Below are 18,337 nucleotides of genomic sequence, written 5' to 3'. Positions count from 1 at the left end.
GCGCCTGCCGTGATGCGCCCGGACAATATCAGGCGGCGGCGACTTTTCGCTTATATATTACATCAGGGAACTAGACCCTATAGTATCGCTTTCAATCCTGTCTTTTTAGGCAGCACGCGCGCCACGGCGGCAGGGGTTTGCGCGAAATAACTGCCGTCGCGCATCCGCACGGCGGCCCCCGACACGATCCCGGCCATCAGCCAGGTCAGGGGCGTGATGGTGGCATTGGGCACCAGGTCCAGCATGTTCAGCGACAGCATCAGCGCCATCGCGGCCAGCAGCAGGCCGTCCGGGCCGGTCTCGTCGCGGCCTTTGGGCCAGGCGCGCCACAGCATGATCAGGGGCAACAGCAGCAGGCCGAACGCGGCGGCATAGCCGGTGATGCCATATTGGCCCAGCACCCTGATCCATTCGCCGTCCACGATGGTCAGGTGGCGCCCCGATTCGGGGTCCACGATCAACTGGCGGCCCCAGGCGCCCCAGCCGAACCACGGGCGTTCCAGGGCGCGGTCCAGCAAGATCACCTCGTTGTTCAGGCGGAACTCGAACGACCCGCCCCGCTCGGCCTCGGCGCTGGAGATCAGCCCGGCAAGCTCGTCGATGGGCACCCAGGGCAAGGCCCGCGCCACGGGATAAAGAAAGACCGCAATCCCCACCACCAGCGCGAAAAGCACGATCATGCGCGGCCGCATCAGCCACAGGATCGGCGCGGCGATGAACAGGTGCATCAGCCCGCCCAGCGATTTGCACAGCACAAGGATGACCGTCAGATAGGCGGCGATGCCCCTTGCGCGCGGCGTTCCCTCGACGCGCAGCAGGGCGATGGCGGACAAGAGCGCGGTCAGCGTCAGGAAGGCGACCCACAGCGGATGGGTCAGGAACACGATGGGGCGGAAGCCGCCGTAGCGCATGGTCTGGTCGAAGGCATGCTGGAAAAAGCCATAGATCCAGACGTTGAGCTGCGGGCTGAGCCGGATCTCGATCAGCATCAGCACCGAATAGGCCAGGACCCCCGCGACCAGCGCGCGCGCCATCACCCGCGGCCCGCGCGTATCGGACAACAGCCAGAACCCCAGCAGGAAGGGCATCAGGTAGAAGGTGGTGCCGATCGCCTCGCCCACGCCCTGGATCATGCCGATGCCGGGCCGGACCACGATGCCGTCGAACAGCGCATCGGGGTTGGTGACGGCGGTGGCGATGGGCGTCAGGACCAGCACGACCGTCAGGAAAAGCAGCGCCGGGGGGATGGGCGGCATGGGCGATTCGCCCTCTTTCGGGCCGGTCAGGCAGGCGAAGAGGACCGCCGCCATCGCCGGAAGGGTCTCTTTGCCGATGTCCGGCAGGCCCGGCAGGTCGATGCCCACGACCGGGGGCAGGACCAGATAGCCGCCCAGGACCGACCAGACGGCGGCCTCGGGGCGGGGCATGCGGTTGAACAGGACCGCCACGGCCAGCGGCCAGCACAAGAGCGCGATCAGGGCAAGCGCGGTCATGCCGCCACCCCCTTGCCGCCTTGTCGCCGTCCGGCAGAAACCATGATTCCAGATCCAAGATTGCATTCGGGCCGCAATCGACCCATCCTCGCGCCGGGATAGCCGGGCAGAGGGGCAAGATGCAATTCCGCTTTCCAGACGAGGTTACCGTCGGCATCAACATGAAGGACGCGGTCAGCCTGCTGGACGCCGTCCGCCAGCGCCTTGCGCAAGGCCGGGGCTTCGCCATCGCGACGCTGAACGTCGATCATCTGCAAAGGCTTGGGCAGGACGGCGCCTTCGCCCGCGCCTATGCGGGTCATGACCTGATCTGCGCCGACGGCAATCCGGTGGTGTGGCTGTCGAAGCTGGCCCGCCAGCCGGTGTCGCTGGTGCCCGGATCGGATCTGGTCGTGCCCTTGATGGAACTGGCGGCCTCGGGCGGCTACCCGGTCGCGCTGATCGGCAGCAACGACGATTCGCTGGAAAAGGCGGCGGCGCGGCTGCGCGAACTGGTGCCGGGTTTGCAGGTCGCGCTGACCCATGCGCCGGGTTTCCCCTTCGACCCCCAAGGACCCGAGGCGGATGAGGTGATCGCCGCGATCCGCCGGTCGGGCGCGCGGCTGTGCCTGCTGGCGCTTGGCGCGCCGCGCCAGGAACGATTCGCCATCCGCGCAAGGGACGGGCTGGACGGGGTCGGCTTCGCCTCGATCGGGGCGGGGCTGGACTTTCTGTCCGGCCACCAGAAACGCGCGCCCCGGCTGGTGCGCCGCGTGCGGATGGAATGGTTCTGGCGCATGATGTCCAACCCCCGGCGGTTGGCGGGGCGCTATGCCAGGGGCTTCACGATCCTGCCCGGCCATGCGGTCGAAGCCATTCGCCAGGGACGAAACGCTCGTCGCGGGTCCTGAGGAAAACCTCGCGCAGATGTTCGGCCCGCAGGCGGAACTCGGTTTCGAAATCGTGGCGGCGGGCGTAATCCAGCGCCGACTGCGCGGCCTCGGCAATCCGGTCGCGGTCGCGGTCCAGCAACATGATCCGGTGCGCCATCGCACCGATGTCGCGCTGCGGCACGGTCCAGCCGCCCGCGCTATCGCGGATCAGCGGGGCCAGCATGGCATTGTCGAAGCCCAGGACCGGCAGGCCGCAGCCCATCGCCTCAAGGAAGATGTCCGACGGCTCGGCCAGGGTGCGGCAACTGACCAGCAGGTCGGCGCGCTCGCGCAGCAGGGGAACCAGCGCGCCCGCGAAATCCAGCGGCCCCGCCAGTTCGACGCAATCCTGCAAGCCAAGCTGCGCGACCTGGTGGCGCATCGCGGGCAGCAGCGCGCCGCCGCCCTCGATCACCAGCGTAAAGGACAATCCCGCATCGCGCAGCGCCGCCGCCAGCGGCACCAGCCGCCGCGCGCCCAGGCCCGCCTCCAACCGGCCCGAATGGACCAGCCGCAGCGGCCCGCCCTGCGCCAGCGCCGCCCGCCGCCGTGCCATGCCGGCACCCGTCGCCAGCATCTGCGGCCCCAGGCGATTGTCCAGAAAACGGATCGAATTGCCGTTCAGCCCGCGGTATTCCTGCGACACCGGATAGCCGTTCATCTGCACCCCGTCCGCATCGCGCAGCGCGCGCTTGCGGCGGCGTTCGTCGCGCAGGTTGCTGCCGATTCCCCACAGGCGGCGCAGCAGCCCGCGCGCGCCCATCTGCGCCTGCAACCGGCTGTCCAGCGTCCGGTCCACGCCCAGAACCACGCCCAGCCCCCTGCGCCGCGCCGCATCGACCAGTGGCAGGTGATCGAGCGCATCGGCGGCGGCCATGACGACGCCGGGCTGGGACTCGAGCGCCTCTTCCAGCGGGATGTGGGGCGGCAGCAGGCGCACCGAAAAGGCCAGCCTGTCGGGGTGATAGGAACGGGTCCGGGGCCGTTCGGCGCCGCCCCCGTCGCGCAACACGGCGACCACCGGGCCGGGCCAGTTCTGCGCATGCAAGGTCATGCCCGCCACGAAGCGTTCATCCATCCGCAACATGCCATCGGGCGTGCGCGACGCCTGCAAGGGCGCAAACAACGTCAACAGGGGCTGCGGCCCCGCAACTGCGTCAAAACTCATTACGCCACGTCCTGAAAGGCCCGAAAGGGTCAGGTGGGGAAAGCGGGCAGGCAGCAAGGAATGCGCGCGGGCGAATACCCCTTGCGAGCCGCAGGATAACATATGACACCCCCTGCCTAGCGCGCCCCGGCCCGCCTGTCCAGTTGACCGGATCGGCAAGCGGCACCATGTCGCAAGCGTCAAGGGCGGTTCCAAAGCGGCGCGGCTGCGTCTAGAACAGATCGGCCACAGATCACAGACGCAAGATGCCCGCACAGCCCAGCCCCCAGCCCACCCCGATGATGGCCCAGTTCCTGGCGATCCGCGAAGCGAACCCCGGCGCGCTGCTGTTCTACCGCATGGGCGATTTCTACGAGATGTTCTTTGACGACGCGGTTCAGGCCGCCGCCGCGCTGGACATCGCGCTGACGAAACGCGGCACCCATCAGGGTGAGCCGATCCCGATGTGCGGCGTCCCGGTCCATGCCGCCGAAAGCTACCTGCTGACGCTGATCCGCAAGGGCTTTCGCGTCGCCATCGCCGAACAGATGGAGGACCCCGCCGAAGCAAAGAAGCGCGGATCGAAATCCGTCGTCGCCCGCGACGTGGTGCGGCTGGTCACGCCCGGCACCCTGACCGAGGAATCGCTGCTGGAAGCGCGCCGCCACAACTTCCTTGCCAGCTTCGCCAGCGTGCGCGGCGAATCGGCGCTGGCCTGGGTGGACATCTCGACCGGGGCATTCAGGGTGACGCCCTGCCCGCTGCCGCGCCTCGGGCCGGAACTGGCCCGCCACGCACCCCGCGAACTGCTGGCGGTCGAAGGCTGCGGGCTGGACGAAATGGCCCGCGAAAACGGCGCGGCGCTGACCGAACTGCCCGCAGGCAGCTTCGACAGCACCGCGGGGCAGCGGCGCCTGTGCGGGCTGTTCGGCGTGGAAACGCTGGACGGTTTCGGCAGCTTTTCCCGTGCCGAACTGGCAGCGATGGGGGCGATCGCCGATTACCTGGAACTGACCCAGAAGGGCCGCCTGCCCCTGCTGCGCCACCCCGTGCGCGAGGCCGCCGGCGGCGCGATGCAGATCGACGCCGCCACCCGGCGCAACCTGGAACTGACGCAAGCGCTATCGGGCGGGCGCGACGGCTCGCTGCTGGCCGCGATCGACCGCACGGTGACCGCCGGGGGGGCGCGGCTTCTGGACCGGCGCATCTCTGCGCCCTCGCGCGACCTGGCGGAAATCCACGCCCGCCACGACGCCGTCGCCCTGCTGGCCGATGCGCCCCGCCTGACCGCCGCGCTGCGCGAGGCATTGGCGCGCGTGCCCGACATGGACCGCGCCCTGTCCCGGCTGGCGCTGGATCGCGGCGGACCGCGCGACCTGGCCGCGATCCGCGCGGGGCTGACGCAAGGCGCGGTGATCGCCCGGATGCTGCCTGCGGACTCCGGCCAGCTTCTGTCCGATGCCGCCCGCGACCTGCACGGGCACGAGACGCTGATCGACCTGCTGGACGACGCGCTGGTGGCCGAGCCACCCCTGCTGACCCGCGACGGCGGCTTTACCGCCCCCGGCCATGACGAGGAACTGGACGAGACCCGCCGCCTGCGCGACGAAGGGCGCGGGGTCATTGCCGGGATGCAGGCGGACTATATCCGCGACACCGGCATTTCCTCGTTGAAGATCAAGCACAACAACGTCCTGGGCTACTTCATCGAAACCACCGCCACCCATGCCGAAAGGATGCTGGCGCCGCCCCTGAACGAGCGCTTCATCCACCGCCAGACCACCGCCAACCAGATCCGCTTCACCACCGTCGAGCTGTCGGAACTGGAGACCCGCATCCTCAACGCCCGCGACCGCGCGCTGGAAATCGAGCGCGCCATCTTCGCCAGCCTGACCCGCGAGGTGCTGGAGCGCGCCGGTCCCATCGGTCAAGCCGCCCGCGCGCTGGCCGAGATCGACCTGCAAGCCGCATTCGCCGATCTGGCCACGGGCGAGGGCTGGACCCGCCCGCAGATGGACGGCAGCCGCGCCTTCCAGATCACCGGCGGCCGCCACCCGGTCGTCGAGCGCGCGCTGAAACGCAAGGGCGGCGCCTTCGTCGCCAACGACTGCGCCCTGACCTCGGGCGAAACCCCGGCGATCTGGCTGCTGACCGGGCCGAACATGGCGGGCAAATCGACCTTCCTGCGCCAGAACGCGCTGATCGCCGTGCTGGCGCAGGCGGGCGCCTTCGTGCCCGCGAAATCCGCCCATATCGGCCTCGTCAGCCAGTTGTTCAGCCGCGTCGGCGCGGCGGACGACCTGGCGCGGGGGCGGTCCACCTTCATGGTCGAGATGGTCGAGACCGCCGCGATCCTCAACCAGGCCGATGGACATGCCCTTGTGATCCTTGACGAAATCGGACGCGGCACCGCGACATGGGACGGGCTGTCGATCGCCTGGGCGGTGATGGAACATCTGCACGCCACCAACCGCTGCCGCGCGCTTTTCGCCACCCACTACCATGAAATGACCGCCCTTTCCGCCCGCCTGCCGGGCATCGAGAACGCCACCGTCACTGTCCGCGAATGGGAAGGCGAGGTGATCTTCCTGCACGAGGTCCGCAAGGGCGCGGCGGATCGGTCCTATGGCGTGCAGGTCGCGCGGCTGGCGGGCCTGCCCGGATCGGTCGTCGAGCGCGCGCGAGAGATCCTGCACGCGCTGGAATCGGGCGAACGCGAAGGCGCGGCCCGTCCCGCTGCCCTGCTGGACGACCTGCCGCTGTTTCGCGCGGCACCGCCCGCACCGGCTGCGGCCCTGGCCAGGTCCTCGGCGGTCGAGGATCGGCTGCGCGACATCTCACCCGACAGCCTGTCCCCGCGCGAGGCGCTGTCGCTGCTTTATGAATTGAAGGATTTGCAGCAGGACAGCCGCTGATGACCCCGATCCCCGCCGTTCTGGCCGTCGTGATCCGCGACGGCAAGGCGCTGCTGGTCCAGCGCGCCAACCCGCCCGATGCAGGGTTATGGGGCTTTCCCGGCGGCAAGATCGAGCGGGGCGAGGCCCTAATGGCCGCCGCCGAACGCGAGTTGCGCGAAGAAACCGGCATCCTAGCGACAGCCCGCCATGTGCTGGAAGTGCTGGACGCCCTGGACACCGCGCCCGATGGCAGTTTGCGCCACCATTTCATCCTGATCGCCGTCCTCTGCCACTGGCAGGCGGGCGAGCCATTGGCCAGCGACGACGCGCTGGATGCCCGCTGGATCAGGCTGGACCAGATGGAATCCTCTCTGCCGCTAAGCAGGGACGTGCTGCGCATCGCGCAGCTTGCGGTGCGCGGGGCCGACTGAAAGATATTCGCGAAATACGGCTGATTATCAATAACTTGAGGTTGGCAGGCGACATCCGACACGCAGCCTTTCACCGCCCGGTTCGCCGCCAACCGGGACCTGGGTTCGGCGGTGCTGCCGCTTGTCATGTTCCGGGCGCTCATCCTCTCTTCCCGCGGCAACCGATCCGCAGAGTCACAGCCAGAGTTGCCAAGCGACCCCAGGAATGCCCAAAAGCAATGACCCGCATCATCTTTGCGATTCAGGGGCGTGGCGGGCCGCAAGATATTTCCAGCAAGAGCGGATGCCGGACCGTGAAAAACGGCGGAAATACAACGCTCCAACGCCCGAGCGAAAGACTGCAAGGCAGCGGGCCGGGCATGTCCGTCGGCGACTGCGCATCCCGTCCCGCCGGCTGGACAATCCGGCAGACGCCGATCCCGAAAGGCAACCAAAGCCGACCCGCACGCGGCCAAGGCAGCCCCCATGAGCAACGCCGCCTTGCGCGCGGCACAGCCGTGCCCAAAGCCGCGAGGCAGGGCAGCACCTCTGGCCCAACCGCGAAAAGAAAAACGTCGCCTCGACGAGGTTCCCTTGCGGACGGCCTTCGCCTGCCGGGATCGAGGGGTTTCCAGGGCAGCTTGCCCAAAACCCGCCACGGCAAATTCGTCAGAAGAACTGCAAATCATTCGACAGCGCCGCGATATTGGAAAATCCCGCCAGTTTCAGGCTGTTGCCATCGCCGAAGTCGAACAGGATCGAGCCGTCCTTGACCAGGGCATAGCTCAGCGCCTTGTCCACGGATTGAGCAAAGGACAGGTGCGCACCGCCCCAAAGGTCGCGCGCCAGCAGGATGGTGTCGATATCGTCCTGAAAATCCTCGATCACGTCATGGCCGAATTCAAAGAGGAAGGTATCGGCATCCGGTCCTCCGCGCAGGGTATCGTCGCCTGCCCCGCCCCGCAGCGTGTCGTTGCCGCGCCCGCCGGCCAGAAGGTTATCACCCGCATTCCCGATCAGCCGGTTATCGTGCAGGTTGCCCCAGGCATTCACATCGCCAGCCCCTGTCAGAACGATGTTTTCCAGGTTCGGATCGCCCAAGGCATAGGTGAAAGCGACCTCGACAGTATCATTTCCGCCGCCCGCAACTTCGACAATCCTGTCGTGACGGTCAATGACATAGGTGTCGTTTCCGGGGCCGCCGATCAGCAGATCCGCCCCCACGCCGCCCCGAAGCAGGTCATCGCCCGGACCGCCGTGGATCGTGTCGTTGCCCGGCCCGCCCCCGATAGTATCATTGCCCCGTCCGCCGAAAAGTTCGTTTGCCCCGCTGTTGCCCTGCACGAGATTGTCCAGTTCATTGCCCCAGCCGCGCGTATTCGCGCGGCCTTCCAGGATCAGGTTTTCCAGATTGGCACCAAGGGCATAGTTCGCATCAAGGATGCGAACGGTATCGATACCACCATCCGCACGTTCGACGATCGTATCCTTGCGGTCGACGACATAGACGTCGTTGCCCCGTCCACCGACCAGCCGATCGGCGCCCGGCCCACCTTCCAGCCGGTCATTGCCAAGCCCGCCGTGAATCGTATCGTCGCCCGCCCCGCCATAGAGGACATTGGCGGCCCGATTGCCCCAGATCAGGTCGTTGCCGCGGCCCGCGACATATTCCTCGATCATCGTGTCGTCGGCGATCACGATATTGCCGCGCAACCCATAGGCGCTGGACGCCGCACCGGGCGCCAGGTTGATGTCCTGATCGGTCCCGTCCGATCGCAGCACCAGCCGGTCGCGGCCGCCGTGATCCTGGATCGTGAAGGTGATCTTCGTGCGCGCCGCGTGATCGTTCAACAGCTCTGCAACCAGTTGGTAATTGCCACCCGCATTCGTCACCTCGCCATAGGTGGTGGCGCCCATGCGTAGCTGCGCCGGACCGTAGAGGTCGCGAATCGCGATCAGGTCGGCGGCCATCGGCGTGACGGCAAAGGCGAAACTGGCGTCCAGCCAGGTGTTGTTGTCCTGGCTGAAATAGGACATCAGCGACGCCTGCCAGCTATCGTTCAGGTAATGGTTATGCGTGCCGTAAAAACCCCATTGGTTATAGTTGCCCGGATGGCCCAGCCCCAGGGCATGGCCGATTTCATGCAGATAGGTCTGGTAGGAGTAGCTGGCAAACCCCTCACCATAGGTTTGCAGCCAGTCCGGGCCGATGTTGACGTGCGAACTGCGGATGGTGCTGCCCCAGACCTCGCTGGTGGACCAGCCGCCCCTGTCCCAGTCGTCCAGGGTAAGATGCGCATTCGCAACATGATGATAGGCGATGTCGAACCGCAGCCCGCTGGCCTGTTCCCACGCGCCGAAAGCCGCCGCCGCCAGCTTGCGTCCCGCCGCCGTCAGCCCCGAGATGTCCGCGATCAGCGTGCCCCCGGTTGCGACGTCGAAGGACCGCCGGCCCATGCCGTTATCATTCCAGAAACCATCGGTCAGGTAAGCCGCGATCTGCGCGTTCGTATAAACAGGCAGGTTGCCGCCATAGGCCCTGAATTCCGGATCATGCGCATGTCGGGTCATGTCGGTCCCCTTCCGCCCGGTGATGCAAGGCCGGCTTCTTCGACCAGGCGCCGGGCCGCCGGATACAGCATCGCCGCTGGTAGGCCCTGGCGATCCATGACCGAGATCTGGACCGTCGGAGTCCGACGCATCGGCCCGTCGCCATGAACGGCCAGATACGCCGTCAGGGCGTTCGGGTTCGGCATCCGCGCTTCAAGCACCAGGCGCAGCGCGGCGCTGCGGGTCAGCACATGGCCGTCCGCGCCCAGACTGTCGCGCAACGCCGCGCATAGCGCGCCCACGGGCGCCCGGCCGTCTTGCGGACAGTCGAGGCTGACATCAGCCATCGGCAAGATTCCTGCGCAAAGTCATGTCGCGGCGCATCCCACTGTAAATACCGCCCCAAAGGCGCGTGTCATTCCCCCGACCCCGGCCATTCGCCGGGACAATCCACCTTTACCGCCAATAGCCTAATAAAAGGATAACGCCCATTCCCGGCTTGTCTCAAGATCAATTAAAATGCTGTCTATTATTCGGGCAGCCCGCCCCTGGAAAACACCCGAATTCCCCGATTTCGCGCCTGGCCTGCCGGAAAGGCCAAGTTGCCATAACGATTTGGTAACCTCTCTTTGCTATCAGGACGGAAGGCGAGGAAACACCGGACGCGCAACATGAAACTCAGCATCGACCGACAAGATCAGCAGGTGACCGCCACACTCGGGGAAACGCGGCTGGATGCGGCCATCGCGACCGCGTTTAAGGACAGGTTGCGCGATATCATCCACGAAGCGCCGGGGCTGGTCGTGCTGGACCTGCGACATGTCACCTTCATGGACAGTTCGGGCCTGGGGGCCGTGATTTCGGTGCTGAAATCCCTGCCCGCCGATCGCCGGTTGCAACTGAACAACCCGACCCCGAACGTGCGGCGCGTCTTTCGGCTGACCCATATGGACAAGGTCTTTACCATCGTCCCCCCGCTGGAACCCGAGGCAGAGGGGGCATCGCCATGACTCGACACGCCCCTGCCACCCGGCAAGGGCGGCAGCCCGCGCCCGGCCCCGATCCGATGTTTTATCGAAGCTTTCACAGCGACCACGCCACGACCCGCGTGGTGCTGGCCCAACTGAGAACAAGCCTCCTGCCCCATGCCGGTGAAGATGCGTTGGCCCGGCTGGAACTGGCGCTGGCCGAGGTCCTGAACAATATCGGCGAACATGGCCGGGCGGCACCGGCCGGCCGCTTGCCCAGGGTCCATCTTTGCGTCATCTGCCAAGGCGACGGGCTGGTCTGCGCCGTCACCGACGACGGGGCGCCGCTGCCCCGGTCCTGCCTGACGCAAGGGGGCGGGACACCGCGCGGCATCATATCGCGCGACAACCTGCCCGAAGGGGGATTCGGCTGGCCCCTGATCCGCAGCCTGACCCGCTCGATCAGCCATTTTCGTCAGGACAAGCGCAATTTCCTGACCTTTGTCGTCCCGCGCATGCAGGGTGGGCAGCAAAGGGAATGCGCATGAACCGCCGTCAGTTCAGGCAGAATTGCAATGGATAACGTCCGTCCTCAAACTCTCCGAACATCTCGACGACCTCGGGATGTTCCAGCGGCTCGCCCGAGGGGTCGGGCACCAGATTCTGCTCGGACACATAGGCAACGTAATAGGTCGCCTCGGTTTCCGCATAAAGATGGTAGAAGGGTTGGTTGCGGGCGGGACGGGCCTCTTCTGGAATGGATTCATACCATTCCTCGGTATTCGCGAATTCGGGATCCACATCGAAAACCACCCCGCGGAACGGATGTTCCCGGTGGCGGACGATCTGGCCCAGATTGTATTTCGCAGTTTTCAAGGTCGCCTGCATGTCTCTCGATTCCCGGTCGGGCATGGGATACTGCCCGCCCGCCGCCTTGTCCACCCGTCCGGGCACCCGACGCCCGCCATCAGGGCGCAGAATGCGGGGAAATCCCGGGTTCGGGCGCAATCGGCCGCAGGGGAACCACCCCGTTTTCCCCGACCAACCCGACCCCTTCGGCCGCGATTCGGACGGCGCTGAGTTGCCGCCCGAACACGGCGCCGGTATCGATATTCAGCCGGTTGCCATGATGTTCGACCTGTCGCACCGGCGTGTGCCCATGCACCACCAGAACCCCGTGATCGCGCCGGTCGTCCAGAAAGGGCTGGCGTATCCACAGCATGTCCTGTTCGGTCTGCGCCGCGATATCGACACCCGGCCTGATGCCCGCATGGACGAACAGCGCCAGCGGATGCCGCCAGAACGCGGGCAGTCCCGCCAGCCAGTCCACATGCTCGACCGGGATCGCGCCAAGCGCCGCACGATGCAACGCCGCGCCGCGCAGGCCGGGATCGACGCCATAGCTGCGCAGGGTCGCCGCGGCGCCGATCCCCTCATGTGTCGCCCAATGCCGGCGCGTGTTCAGCGCCGGATCCATCCATTCGGGTTCCGCCAGGAAGCGCGGCAGGAAGCGGTCATGGTTACCCTTCAGCACCACCCAGTTGCGCCCCTGCGCCTGCCCCTGCATCAAATATTCGACCACGCCGCGCGAATCCGGCCCCCGGTCGATCAGGTCGCCCAGATGAACGATCAGCGCATCCTCGCCCGACAGCGCGGCGATGCGCCGGTGCAGCGCCCGCAGCTTGTCCAACTCGCCGTGAATGTCGCCGATGGCATGGACGGTCATGATCCCCCCTTGGGCAGCCCGGCCCGCAAACGGGCCGGGACGACCGCTCAGATCTCGAAGCTCATCGGCTTGACTTGCAGGAACTTGCCGGTGCCCTTCAGCGCGCCGACGACCTCGGGCGAGGCCGCCCCATCCAGATACAGCAACGCGATCGCGTCATCGCCCTGGCTGCTGCGGCCAAGCGTGAAGTTCGCGATGTTCACGCCCAGCTCACCCAGCGTCATGCCAAGCGCACCGATCACACCGGGCACGTCCTTGTTGCGGGTATACAGCATATGCTCGCCGATTTCGGCATCGACGTTGATCCCGCGAATCTGGATGAAACGCGGCTTTCCGTCGCTGAAGACCGTCCCCGCGATCGAGCGTTCACGTTCCTCGGTCACGACCGTGACCTTGATATAGCCGTCGAAGATTCCCTGCTTGTCCTGGTGGGTCGTGGCAAGCTGGATCCCCCGCTCCTTCGCGGCAACGGGGGCCGAGACCATATTCATGTCGGGGTTCGACACCTTCATCATCCCCGCAATGACCGCCGCGTTCAGCGCATTCAGGTTCATCGAGGCCGCAACGCCGTCGTAAAGGATGTTGATCGCCTTGATCGGCTCATCCGTCATCTGACCGACGAAGCTGCCCAGATGACTGGCCAGCTTGATCCACGGTCCCATGACCGCAGCCTCTTCCGCCGTGACCGAGGGCATGTTCAGCGCATTCTGCACCGCCCCGGTCAGCAGGTAATCCGACATCTGCTCGGCCACCTGCAAGGCGACATTCTCCTGCGCCTCGCTGGTCGAGGCGCCCAGATGCGGCGTCACGACGACATTGGGCAGGCCGAACAGCGGCGATTCGGTGGCCGGCTCGGTCGCGAAAACGTCGAAACCCGCCCCGGCGACGCGGCCATCCTGCAATGCCTCGGCCAGCGCCTCCTCATCGACCAGCCCGCCGCGCGCACAATTGATGATGCGGACGCCCGGCTTCAGTTTCGCGATGGCCTCGCGCGACAGGATATTGCGGGTCTTGTCGGTCAGCGGAACGTGGAAGGTGACGAAATCCGCACGGCCCAACAGCTCGTCCAGGTCGACCTTGGTCACGCCCAGCTCGCGCGCACGATCCTCCGACAGGAAGGGATCATAGGCCAGAACCTTCATCCTCAGCCCCAGCGCACGGTCGATCACGATCGAGCCGATATTCCCCGCACCGACGACCCCCAGAACCTTGTTGAACAGTTCGACCCCCATGAAACGGCTCTTCTCCCATTTCCCTTCATGGGTCGAAACGCTCGCCTCGGGCAATTGCCGCGCCACCGCGAACATCATCGCAATCGCATGTTCGGCGGTGGTGACCGAGTTCCCGAAGGGCGTGTTCATCACGATCACCCCCTTTTTCGAGGCCGCCGGAATATCGACATTGTCCACCCCGATCCCCGCGCGTCCGATCACCTTCAGATTGGCCGCGCCAGCCAGCAGCTTCTCGGTCACCTTGGTGGCCGAGCGAATCGCCAGACCGTCATACTGACCGATGATCTCGGCCAGCCTTTCCTTGTCCTTGCCGACATCCGGCAGATAATCGACCTCGACGCCGCGATCGCGAAAGATCTGGACGGCGGTTTCCGAAAGCTTGTCCGAAACAAGAACCTTGGGCATGTTCTCTATCCTCTGGATATGCGGGACCCTGCGGGCGCACCCGTCATCCCTTTTCTTCATCACTCAAATACCCCGGGGGGTTGCCGGCGGTGCGCCACTGGTTCAAGAACCAGCCGGCGACGGGCAGCGCCCCCGGCCTGCGTCGGGACGAAATTCAACCCTGCGCCGCGATCTCGGCGTCAAAGGCCCATTCGATCCACGGCATCAGCGCCTCGACATCCGCCGTCTCGACCGTCGCGCCGCACCAGATGCGCAGCCCGGCGGGCGCGTCGCGATAGGCGCCGGCGTCCAGCGCCACGCCCTCTTTCTCCAGCCGTTTGGCGACGGCCTTGGCGAAAACCGCACCGTCCTTGATGCGGGCGTCGGTAAAGCGCAGGCAGACGCTGGTGGTCGAAGCCGTCGCCGGGTCCACCGCCAGATCGGCGATCCAGTCCCTGTCCGCGATGAAATCGCGCACCGCGCGGGCATTGGCATTGCTGCGCGCGATCAGGCCGGGCAGCCCGCCAAGCAACTTCGCCCATTTCAGCGCGACGATATAATCCTCGACGCACAGCATCGAGGGCGTGTTGATCGTCTCGCCCCTGAAAATCCCCTCGTTCAGCTTGCCGCCCTTGGTCATGCGGAAGATCTTGGGCAGAGGCCATGCGGGGGTATGGCTCTCCAGCCGCTCGACGGCGCGCGGCGACAGGATCAGCACGCCATGCGCACCCTCGCCGCCCAGCACCTTCTGCCAGGAAAATGTCACCGCATCCAGCTTGTCCCAAGGCAGATCCATCGCAAAGGCCGCGCTGGTCGCGTCGCAGATGGTCAGCCCCTGCCGGTCCGCCGGGATCGCATCGCCATTCGGCACCCGCACGCCGCTGGTGGTGCCGTTCCAGGTGAAAACCACGTCGCTGTCGAAATCGACCTGCGCGAAATCGACGATCTCGCCGTAAGGCGCCTTGCGCACGGTCGCGTCGATCTTCAACTGCTTGACGACATCGGTGACCCAGCCTTCGCCAAAGCTTTCCCAGGCCAGCATCTCGACCGGGCGGGCGCCAAGGGCGGACCACAAAAACATCTCGACCGCGCCGGTGTCGGAGGCGGGAACGATGCCGATGCGGTAATCCGCAGGCACGTCCAGAATTTCGCGGGTCAGGTCGATCGCCTCGGCCAGCTTGCTCTTGCCCAGCGCGGAACGATGCGAGCGGCCAAGCGGCGCGTCAGCAAGCATGTTCAGATCGTAACCGGGGATCTTGGCGCAGGGGCCAGAGGAAAAACGCGGATTGGCCGGCCGCGTGGCCGGTGCTTGTGCAGTCATGTTACTACCCTTCCAGGTAAAAGCCTCGCGTTGGGGCGAGGTGTCCCGCCGACGGGACTAAACCCGCCCCGCCCGCCTTGCAAGCGTTTTTTTCCACGCGCGAAAACACCACCCTGCGGATTGCGGCCCTGCCCCGCTTTGGCTAGTAGCTGGCCCGACCCCATCCCTCGACCCGAGGTCCTCATGCAGACCATCACGCTTCTTGCCGCCCCCACCCGCGCCGACCTTTCGCCCGCGCTTGTCGAAGGGCTGCGCGCTCGCTGGAACGGGGGCCATTCGATCTGGCTGGCCGAGGGCGCGGCCGCCGAATTCCCGGTCGCCGATACGCCGGCAAACTTCTGGGACGAATGGCAGGGCTTGCAGGAACAGGGCTTCGACATGGCGGTCCAGCCCACGGCCGGCCGCCGCAAGGCGATCCTGCTGGCCGACATGGATTCGACCATGATCGAGCAGGAATGCATCGACGAACTGGCCGATTTCGCGGGCGTGGGCGCGCGCGTGGCCGATATCACCGCCCGCGCCATGAACGGAGAGCTGAACTTCCACGAAGCCCTGACCGAGCGTGTCGCCCTGCTGGCCGGGCTGGCCGAAACCGCCATCACACAGGTTCTGGACAGCCGCATCACCCTTGCACCGGGCGGGCGCGAACTGGTCGCCACGATGCGCGCGCAGGGTGCCTATACCGCCTTGGTTTCCGGCGGTTTTCTGGACTTCACCGGCCCCGTCGCCAAGGCGCTCGGCTTCGACGAACACCGCGCCAACACGCTGCTGGCGGATGGCGGCGTGCTGACCGGCCATGTCGGCCTGCCGATCCTGGGGCGCGAGGCCAAGGTCCAGGCCCTGCACGAAATCAGCGCCGCGCGGGGCCTGACGCCTGCCGACGCGCTCGCGGTGGGCGACGGGGCCAACGACCTGGGGATGCTGCAACTTGCCGGGGCGGGGGTCGCGCTGCATGCCAAGCCCGCCGTTGCCGCCCAGGTCGATCTGCGCATCAATCACGGCGATCTGACCGCGCTTTTGTATCTTCAGGGTTACGGGCGTGACGAATTCGTGACATGAGCGCCCCCTGAAACCCGCCCAACCTTGTGATTATCACGATTTGGTGACAAAACGCCCCTGATGACCCCACGCCTGAAAGCCCTTGCCGTTCATCTGCTGACCGCCACCGGCGCGGTTCTTTCCATGCTGGCCATGCTGGCCGCGGTGCGCGAGGAATGGTCGCAGATGTTTCTCTGGCTGCTGATCGCGCTGATCGTGGACGGCGTGGACGGCCCGCTGGCGCGGCTTTACGGGGTCAAGAAATACTGGCCGACCTATGACGGCGTGATGATGGACATGATCGTCGACTACCTGACTTATGTGTTCATCCCCGCCTTCGCGCTGTTCCAGTCGGGACTTTTGCCCGGCTGGACGGGCTGGCTGGCGATCATCGCCATCGTCTATGGCTCGGTCCTGTATTTCTCGGATACGCGCATGAAGACGCGGGATTTTTCCTTCGCGGGCTTTCCGGGTTGCTGGAACATGGTCGTCGTGGTCCTGTTCGCCCTGCAACCGCCCGAATGGTTCAGCCTGCTGGTGGTCGTGGTACTGACCTATGCCATGTTCACCAATATCAAGTTCATCCACCCGGTGCGCACGAAGCGCTGGCGGGCGATCTCGCTTCCGGTCACGGCGGGCTGGATCTTCTTCGCGGGTTGGGCGACCTTCATCGACTTCCATCCCGAAAGCTGGGCACGTTGGGGGCTGGTTCTGACCTCGCTCTGGCTGATCGGCGCGGGGGTCGCGCAGCAAATGACCGAAAAGCGGGGCTGACCGCGCCCGAAAGGGGGAAACATGATCGCACGCCTTGGCCTGAGCGCCGCTTTCGCCCTGATCGCCGGGATGGCGCTGGCACGGGACGACATCACCATCGGCATGGTGCTGGAACCGCCGAACCTCGACCCGACCTCGGGCGCGGCGGCGGCGGTGGACGAGATCGTCTATGCCAATATCTTCGAGGGGCTGACCCGCATCGGACCCGACGGCACCGTCCAGCCCGCCCTGGCCGAGCGGTGGGATATCCTGGACGAAGGCCGCAGCTACGTCTTTCACCTGCGCAGGGACATCGCCTTTCACGACGGCAGCCCCTTCGATGCGGATGACGTGGTCTTTACCCTGAACCGCGCCCGCGCCGAGGACAGCACCAGCGCACAGAAACAGCTTTTCGCGGGAATCGAAACGGTCGAGTCCGACGGCCCCCACACCGTCCGCATCACCCTTTCGGCCCCGGACGGCGGCTTTCCCTTCAACATGGCCTGGGGCGATGCCGTGATCGTCAGCGCGGACAGCATCGACCAGATCGCCACCCATCCCATCGGCACCGGCCCTTACCGATTCGAGCGGTGGCGGCAAGGCGACCGGGTGGAACTGCGCGCTTTCGACGGTTATTGGGGTGAGCCGCCGCAGATCCGCGAGGCGACCTTCCGCTTCATTCCCGATCCCGGCGCCGCCTTTGCCGCGGTCATGGCGCAGGACGTGGATGCCTTCCCGAACTTTCCGGCGGTCGAGACCCTGCCGCAACTGGAAACCGACCCGCGCTTTCGCGTCATCATCGGCACGACCGAGGGCGAGACGATCCTTGCCATGAACAACCGCCGCCCGCCGCTGGACGATATCCGCATGCGCCGGGCCATCGCCCATGCCGTCGACCGGCAAGAGGTGATCGACGGCGCCATGTTCGGCTACGGCACCCCCATCGGCACGCATTTCGCGCCCCACCACCCCGATTATCTGGACCTGACCGGCCTGTCGGCCCACGACCCGCAAACCACCCGCGACCTGCTGGCCGAGACCGGCGCGGATGTCACGCTGCGCCTTGCCCTGCCGCCCCCGCCCTATGCCCGCCGGGGGGGCGAGATCATCGCCGCGCAACTGCGCGCCGTCGGCATCCAGACCCGGATCGTCAACATGGAATGGGCGCAATGGCTGGAAACCGTCTTCAACGGCGGCGATTTCGACCTGACCATCATCAGCCATGTCGAGCCGATGGACATCGACATCTATGCCCGCGACGATTACTATTTCGGCTATGCCCGGCCCGAATTCGTGGCGCTGATGGATGACCTGCGCGGGGCGGTGGACGCGGATGCGCGCAGCGGGTTGCTGCATCAGGCGCAAGAGATGATCGCCCGCGACTACGTCAACGTCTGGCTGTTCCAGCTTGCGAAAACCGGCGTCGCCGATGCGCGTCTGGAAGGGCTGTGGGAAAACGCGCCGATGCCCGCCAACGACCTGTCGGCGGTGCGCTGGACCCGGTAAC

At 66.1% G+C, this 18,337-nt stretch carries 16 protein-coding genes; 8 read left to right on the top strand and 8 right to left on the bottom strand.

What is annotated here, in order from left to right; all coding sequences use genetic code 11:
* Positions 1-77: 77 nt before the first annotated feature.
* Complete coding sequence (locus tag Q0O97_RS05710) at positions 78-1,493, bottom strand: hypothetical protein (protein ID WP_294926106.1); 1,416 nt, start codon at positions 1,491-1,493, stop codon at positions 78-80.
* Positions 1,494-1,612: 119 nt separating this feature from the next.
* Here Q0O97_RS05710 and Q0O97_RS05705 point away from each other — a divergent pair, with 119 nt between their 5' ends.
* Positions 1,613-2,383 (top strand): WecB/TagA/CpsF family glycosyltransferase, encoded by a 771-nt coding sequence (locus tag Q0O97_RS05705; RefSeq protein WP_294926104.1) that lies wholly within the window; start codon positions 1,613-1,615, stop codon positions 2,381-2,383.
* Here Q0O97_RS05705 and Q0O97_RS05700 read toward each other — a convergent pair.
* Positions 2,316-3,572, bottom strand: coding sequence for a glycosyltransferase (locus Q0O97_RS05700; RefSeq protein WP_294926102.1), 1,257 nt, complete (start codon positions 3,570-3,572; stop codon positions 2,316-2,318). The genes Q0O97_RS05705 and Q0O97_RS05700 overlap by 68 nt on opposite strands.
* A 245-nt stretch (positions 3,573-3,817) precedes the next feature.
* On the opposite strand from Q0O97_RS05700, the gene mutS reads away from it, so the two are divergent.
* Complete coding sequence (mutS, locus tag Q0O97_RS05695) at positions 3,818-6,466, top strand: DNA mismatch repair protein MutS (protein ID WP_294926101.1); 2,649 nt, start codon at positions 3,818-3,820, stop codon at positions 6,464-6,466.
* On the top strand, positions 6,466-6,879 hold the full coding sequence (locus Q0O97_RS05690; RefSeq protein ID WP_294926100.1) for an NUDIX hydrolase: 414 nt from the start codon (positions 6,466-6,468) through the stop codon (positions 6,877-6,879). The genes mutS and Q0O97_RS05690 overlap by 1 nt, the downstream gene beginning before the upstream one ends.
* 648 nt (positions 6,880-7,527) lie before the next feature.
* Here Q0O97_RS05690 and Q0O97_RS05685 read toward each other — a convergent pair.
* Positions 7,528-9,429 carry a M10 family metallopeptidase C-terminal domain-containing protein gene (locus Q0O97_RS05685; protein ID WP_294926098.1) on the bottom strand — a complete coding sequence of 634 codons (1,902 nt, stop codon included), beginning with the start codon at positions 9,427-9,429 and terminating at the stop codon, positions 7,528-7,530.
* Positions 9,426-9,755, bottom strand: a complete 330-nt coding sequence (locus tag Q0O97_RS05680; RefSeq protein ID WP_294926096.1) for a hypothetical protein — start codon at positions 9,753-9,755, stop codon at positions 9,426-9,428. Before Q0O97_RS05680 ends, Q0O97_RS05685 begins: the two co-directional genes overlap by 4 nt.
* A 357-nt stretch (positions 9,756-10,112) precedes the next feature.
* Here Q0O97_RS05680 and Q0O97_RS05675 point away from each other — a divergent pair, with 357 nt between their 5' ends.
* Both Q0O97_RS05675 and Q0O97_RS05670 read left to right on the top strand, forming a co-directional pair.
* Positions 10,113-10,418 (top strand): STAS domain-containing protein, encoded by a 306-nt coding sequence (locus Q0O97_RS05675; RefSeq protein WP_294926094.1) that lies wholly within the window; start codon positions 10,113-10,115, stop codon positions 10,416-10,418.
* The gene (locus tag Q0O97_RS05670) at positions 10,415-10,924 is read left to right on the top strand and encodes an ATP-binding protein (protein WP_294926092.1); all 510 of its coding nucleotides are present in this window, start codon (positions 10,415-10,417) and stop codon (positions 10,922-10,924) included. Before Q0O97_RS05675 ends, Q0O97_RS05670 begins: the two co-directional genes overlap by 4 nt.
* A gap of 7 nt (positions 10,925-10,931) precedes the next feature.
* On the opposite strand, the gene hspQ is transcribed toward Q0O97_RS05670, so the two are convergent.
* From hspQ to Q0O97_RS05650, 4 genes are all read right to left on the bottom strand, one after another.
* On the bottom strand, positions 10,932-11,264 hold the full coding sequence (hspQ, locus tag Q0O97_RS05665) for a heat shock protein HspQ (protein WP_294926090.1): 333 nt from the start codon (positions 11,262-11,264) through the stop codon (positions 10,932-10,934).
* A 79-nt stretch (positions 11,265-11,343) separates the two neighbouring features.
* Positions 11,344-12,102 (bottom strand): metallophosphoesterase, encoded by a 759-nt coding sequence (locus Q0O97_RS05660; protein WP_294926088.1) that lies wholly within the window; start codon positions 12,100-12,102, stop codon positions 11,344-11,346.
* Between the two features lie 47 nt (positions 12,103-12,149).
* The gene (gene serA / locus Q0O97_RS05655) at positions 12,150-13,739 is read right to left on the bottom strand and encodes a phosphoglycerate dehydrogenase (RefSeq protein WP_294926086.1); all 1,590 of its coding nucleotides are present in this window, start codon (positions 13,737-13,739) and stop codon (positions 12,150-12,152) included.
* Between the two features lie 154 nt (positions 13,740-13,893).
* Entirely contained in the window at positions 13,894-15,039 is a 1,146-nt protein-coding gene (locus Q0O97_RS05650; protein ID WP_294926084.1) for a phosphoserine transaminase, read from the bottom strand.
* Between the two features lie 183 nt (positions 15,040-15,222).
* On the opposite strand from Q0O97_RS05650, the gene serB reads away from it, so the two are divergent.
* Genes serB through Q0O97_RS05635 form a run of 3 tightly spaced genes read left to right on the top strand, consistent with a single transcriptional unit; the run spans position 15,223 to position 18,336 of the window.
* Positions 15,223-16,098, top strand: a complete 876-nt coding sequence (gene serB / locus Q0O97_RS05645; protein WP_294926082.1) for a phosphoserine phosphatase SerB — start codon at positions 15,223-15,225, stop codon at positions 16,096-16,098.
* A gap of 60 nt (positions 16,099-16,158) precedes the next feature.
* Complete coding sequence (locus tag Q0O97_RS05640) at positions 16,159-16,851, top strand: CDP-alcohol phosphatidyltransferase family protein (protein ID WP_294926080.1); 693 nt, start codon at positions 16,159-16,161, stop codon at positions 16,849-16,851.
* Between the two features lie 21 nt (positions 16,852-16,872).
* Entirely contained in the window at positions 16,873-18,336 is a 1,464-nt protein-coding gene (locus Q0O97_RS05635) for an ABC transporter substrate-binding protein (RefSeq protein WP_294926078.1), read from the top strand.
* Position 18,337: the final 1 nt, after the last annotated feature.

Origin of the sequence: uncultured Paracoccus sp. (assembly GCF_945915435.1) — a bacterium.
Taxonomy (GTDB): domain Bacteria; phylum Pseudomonadota; class Alphaproteobacteria; order Rhodobacterales; family Rhodobacteraceae; genus Paracoccus.
The sequence above is the reverse complement of the archived record's forward strand: the minus strand, read 5'-3'. Positions and strand labels throughout refer to the sequence as shown.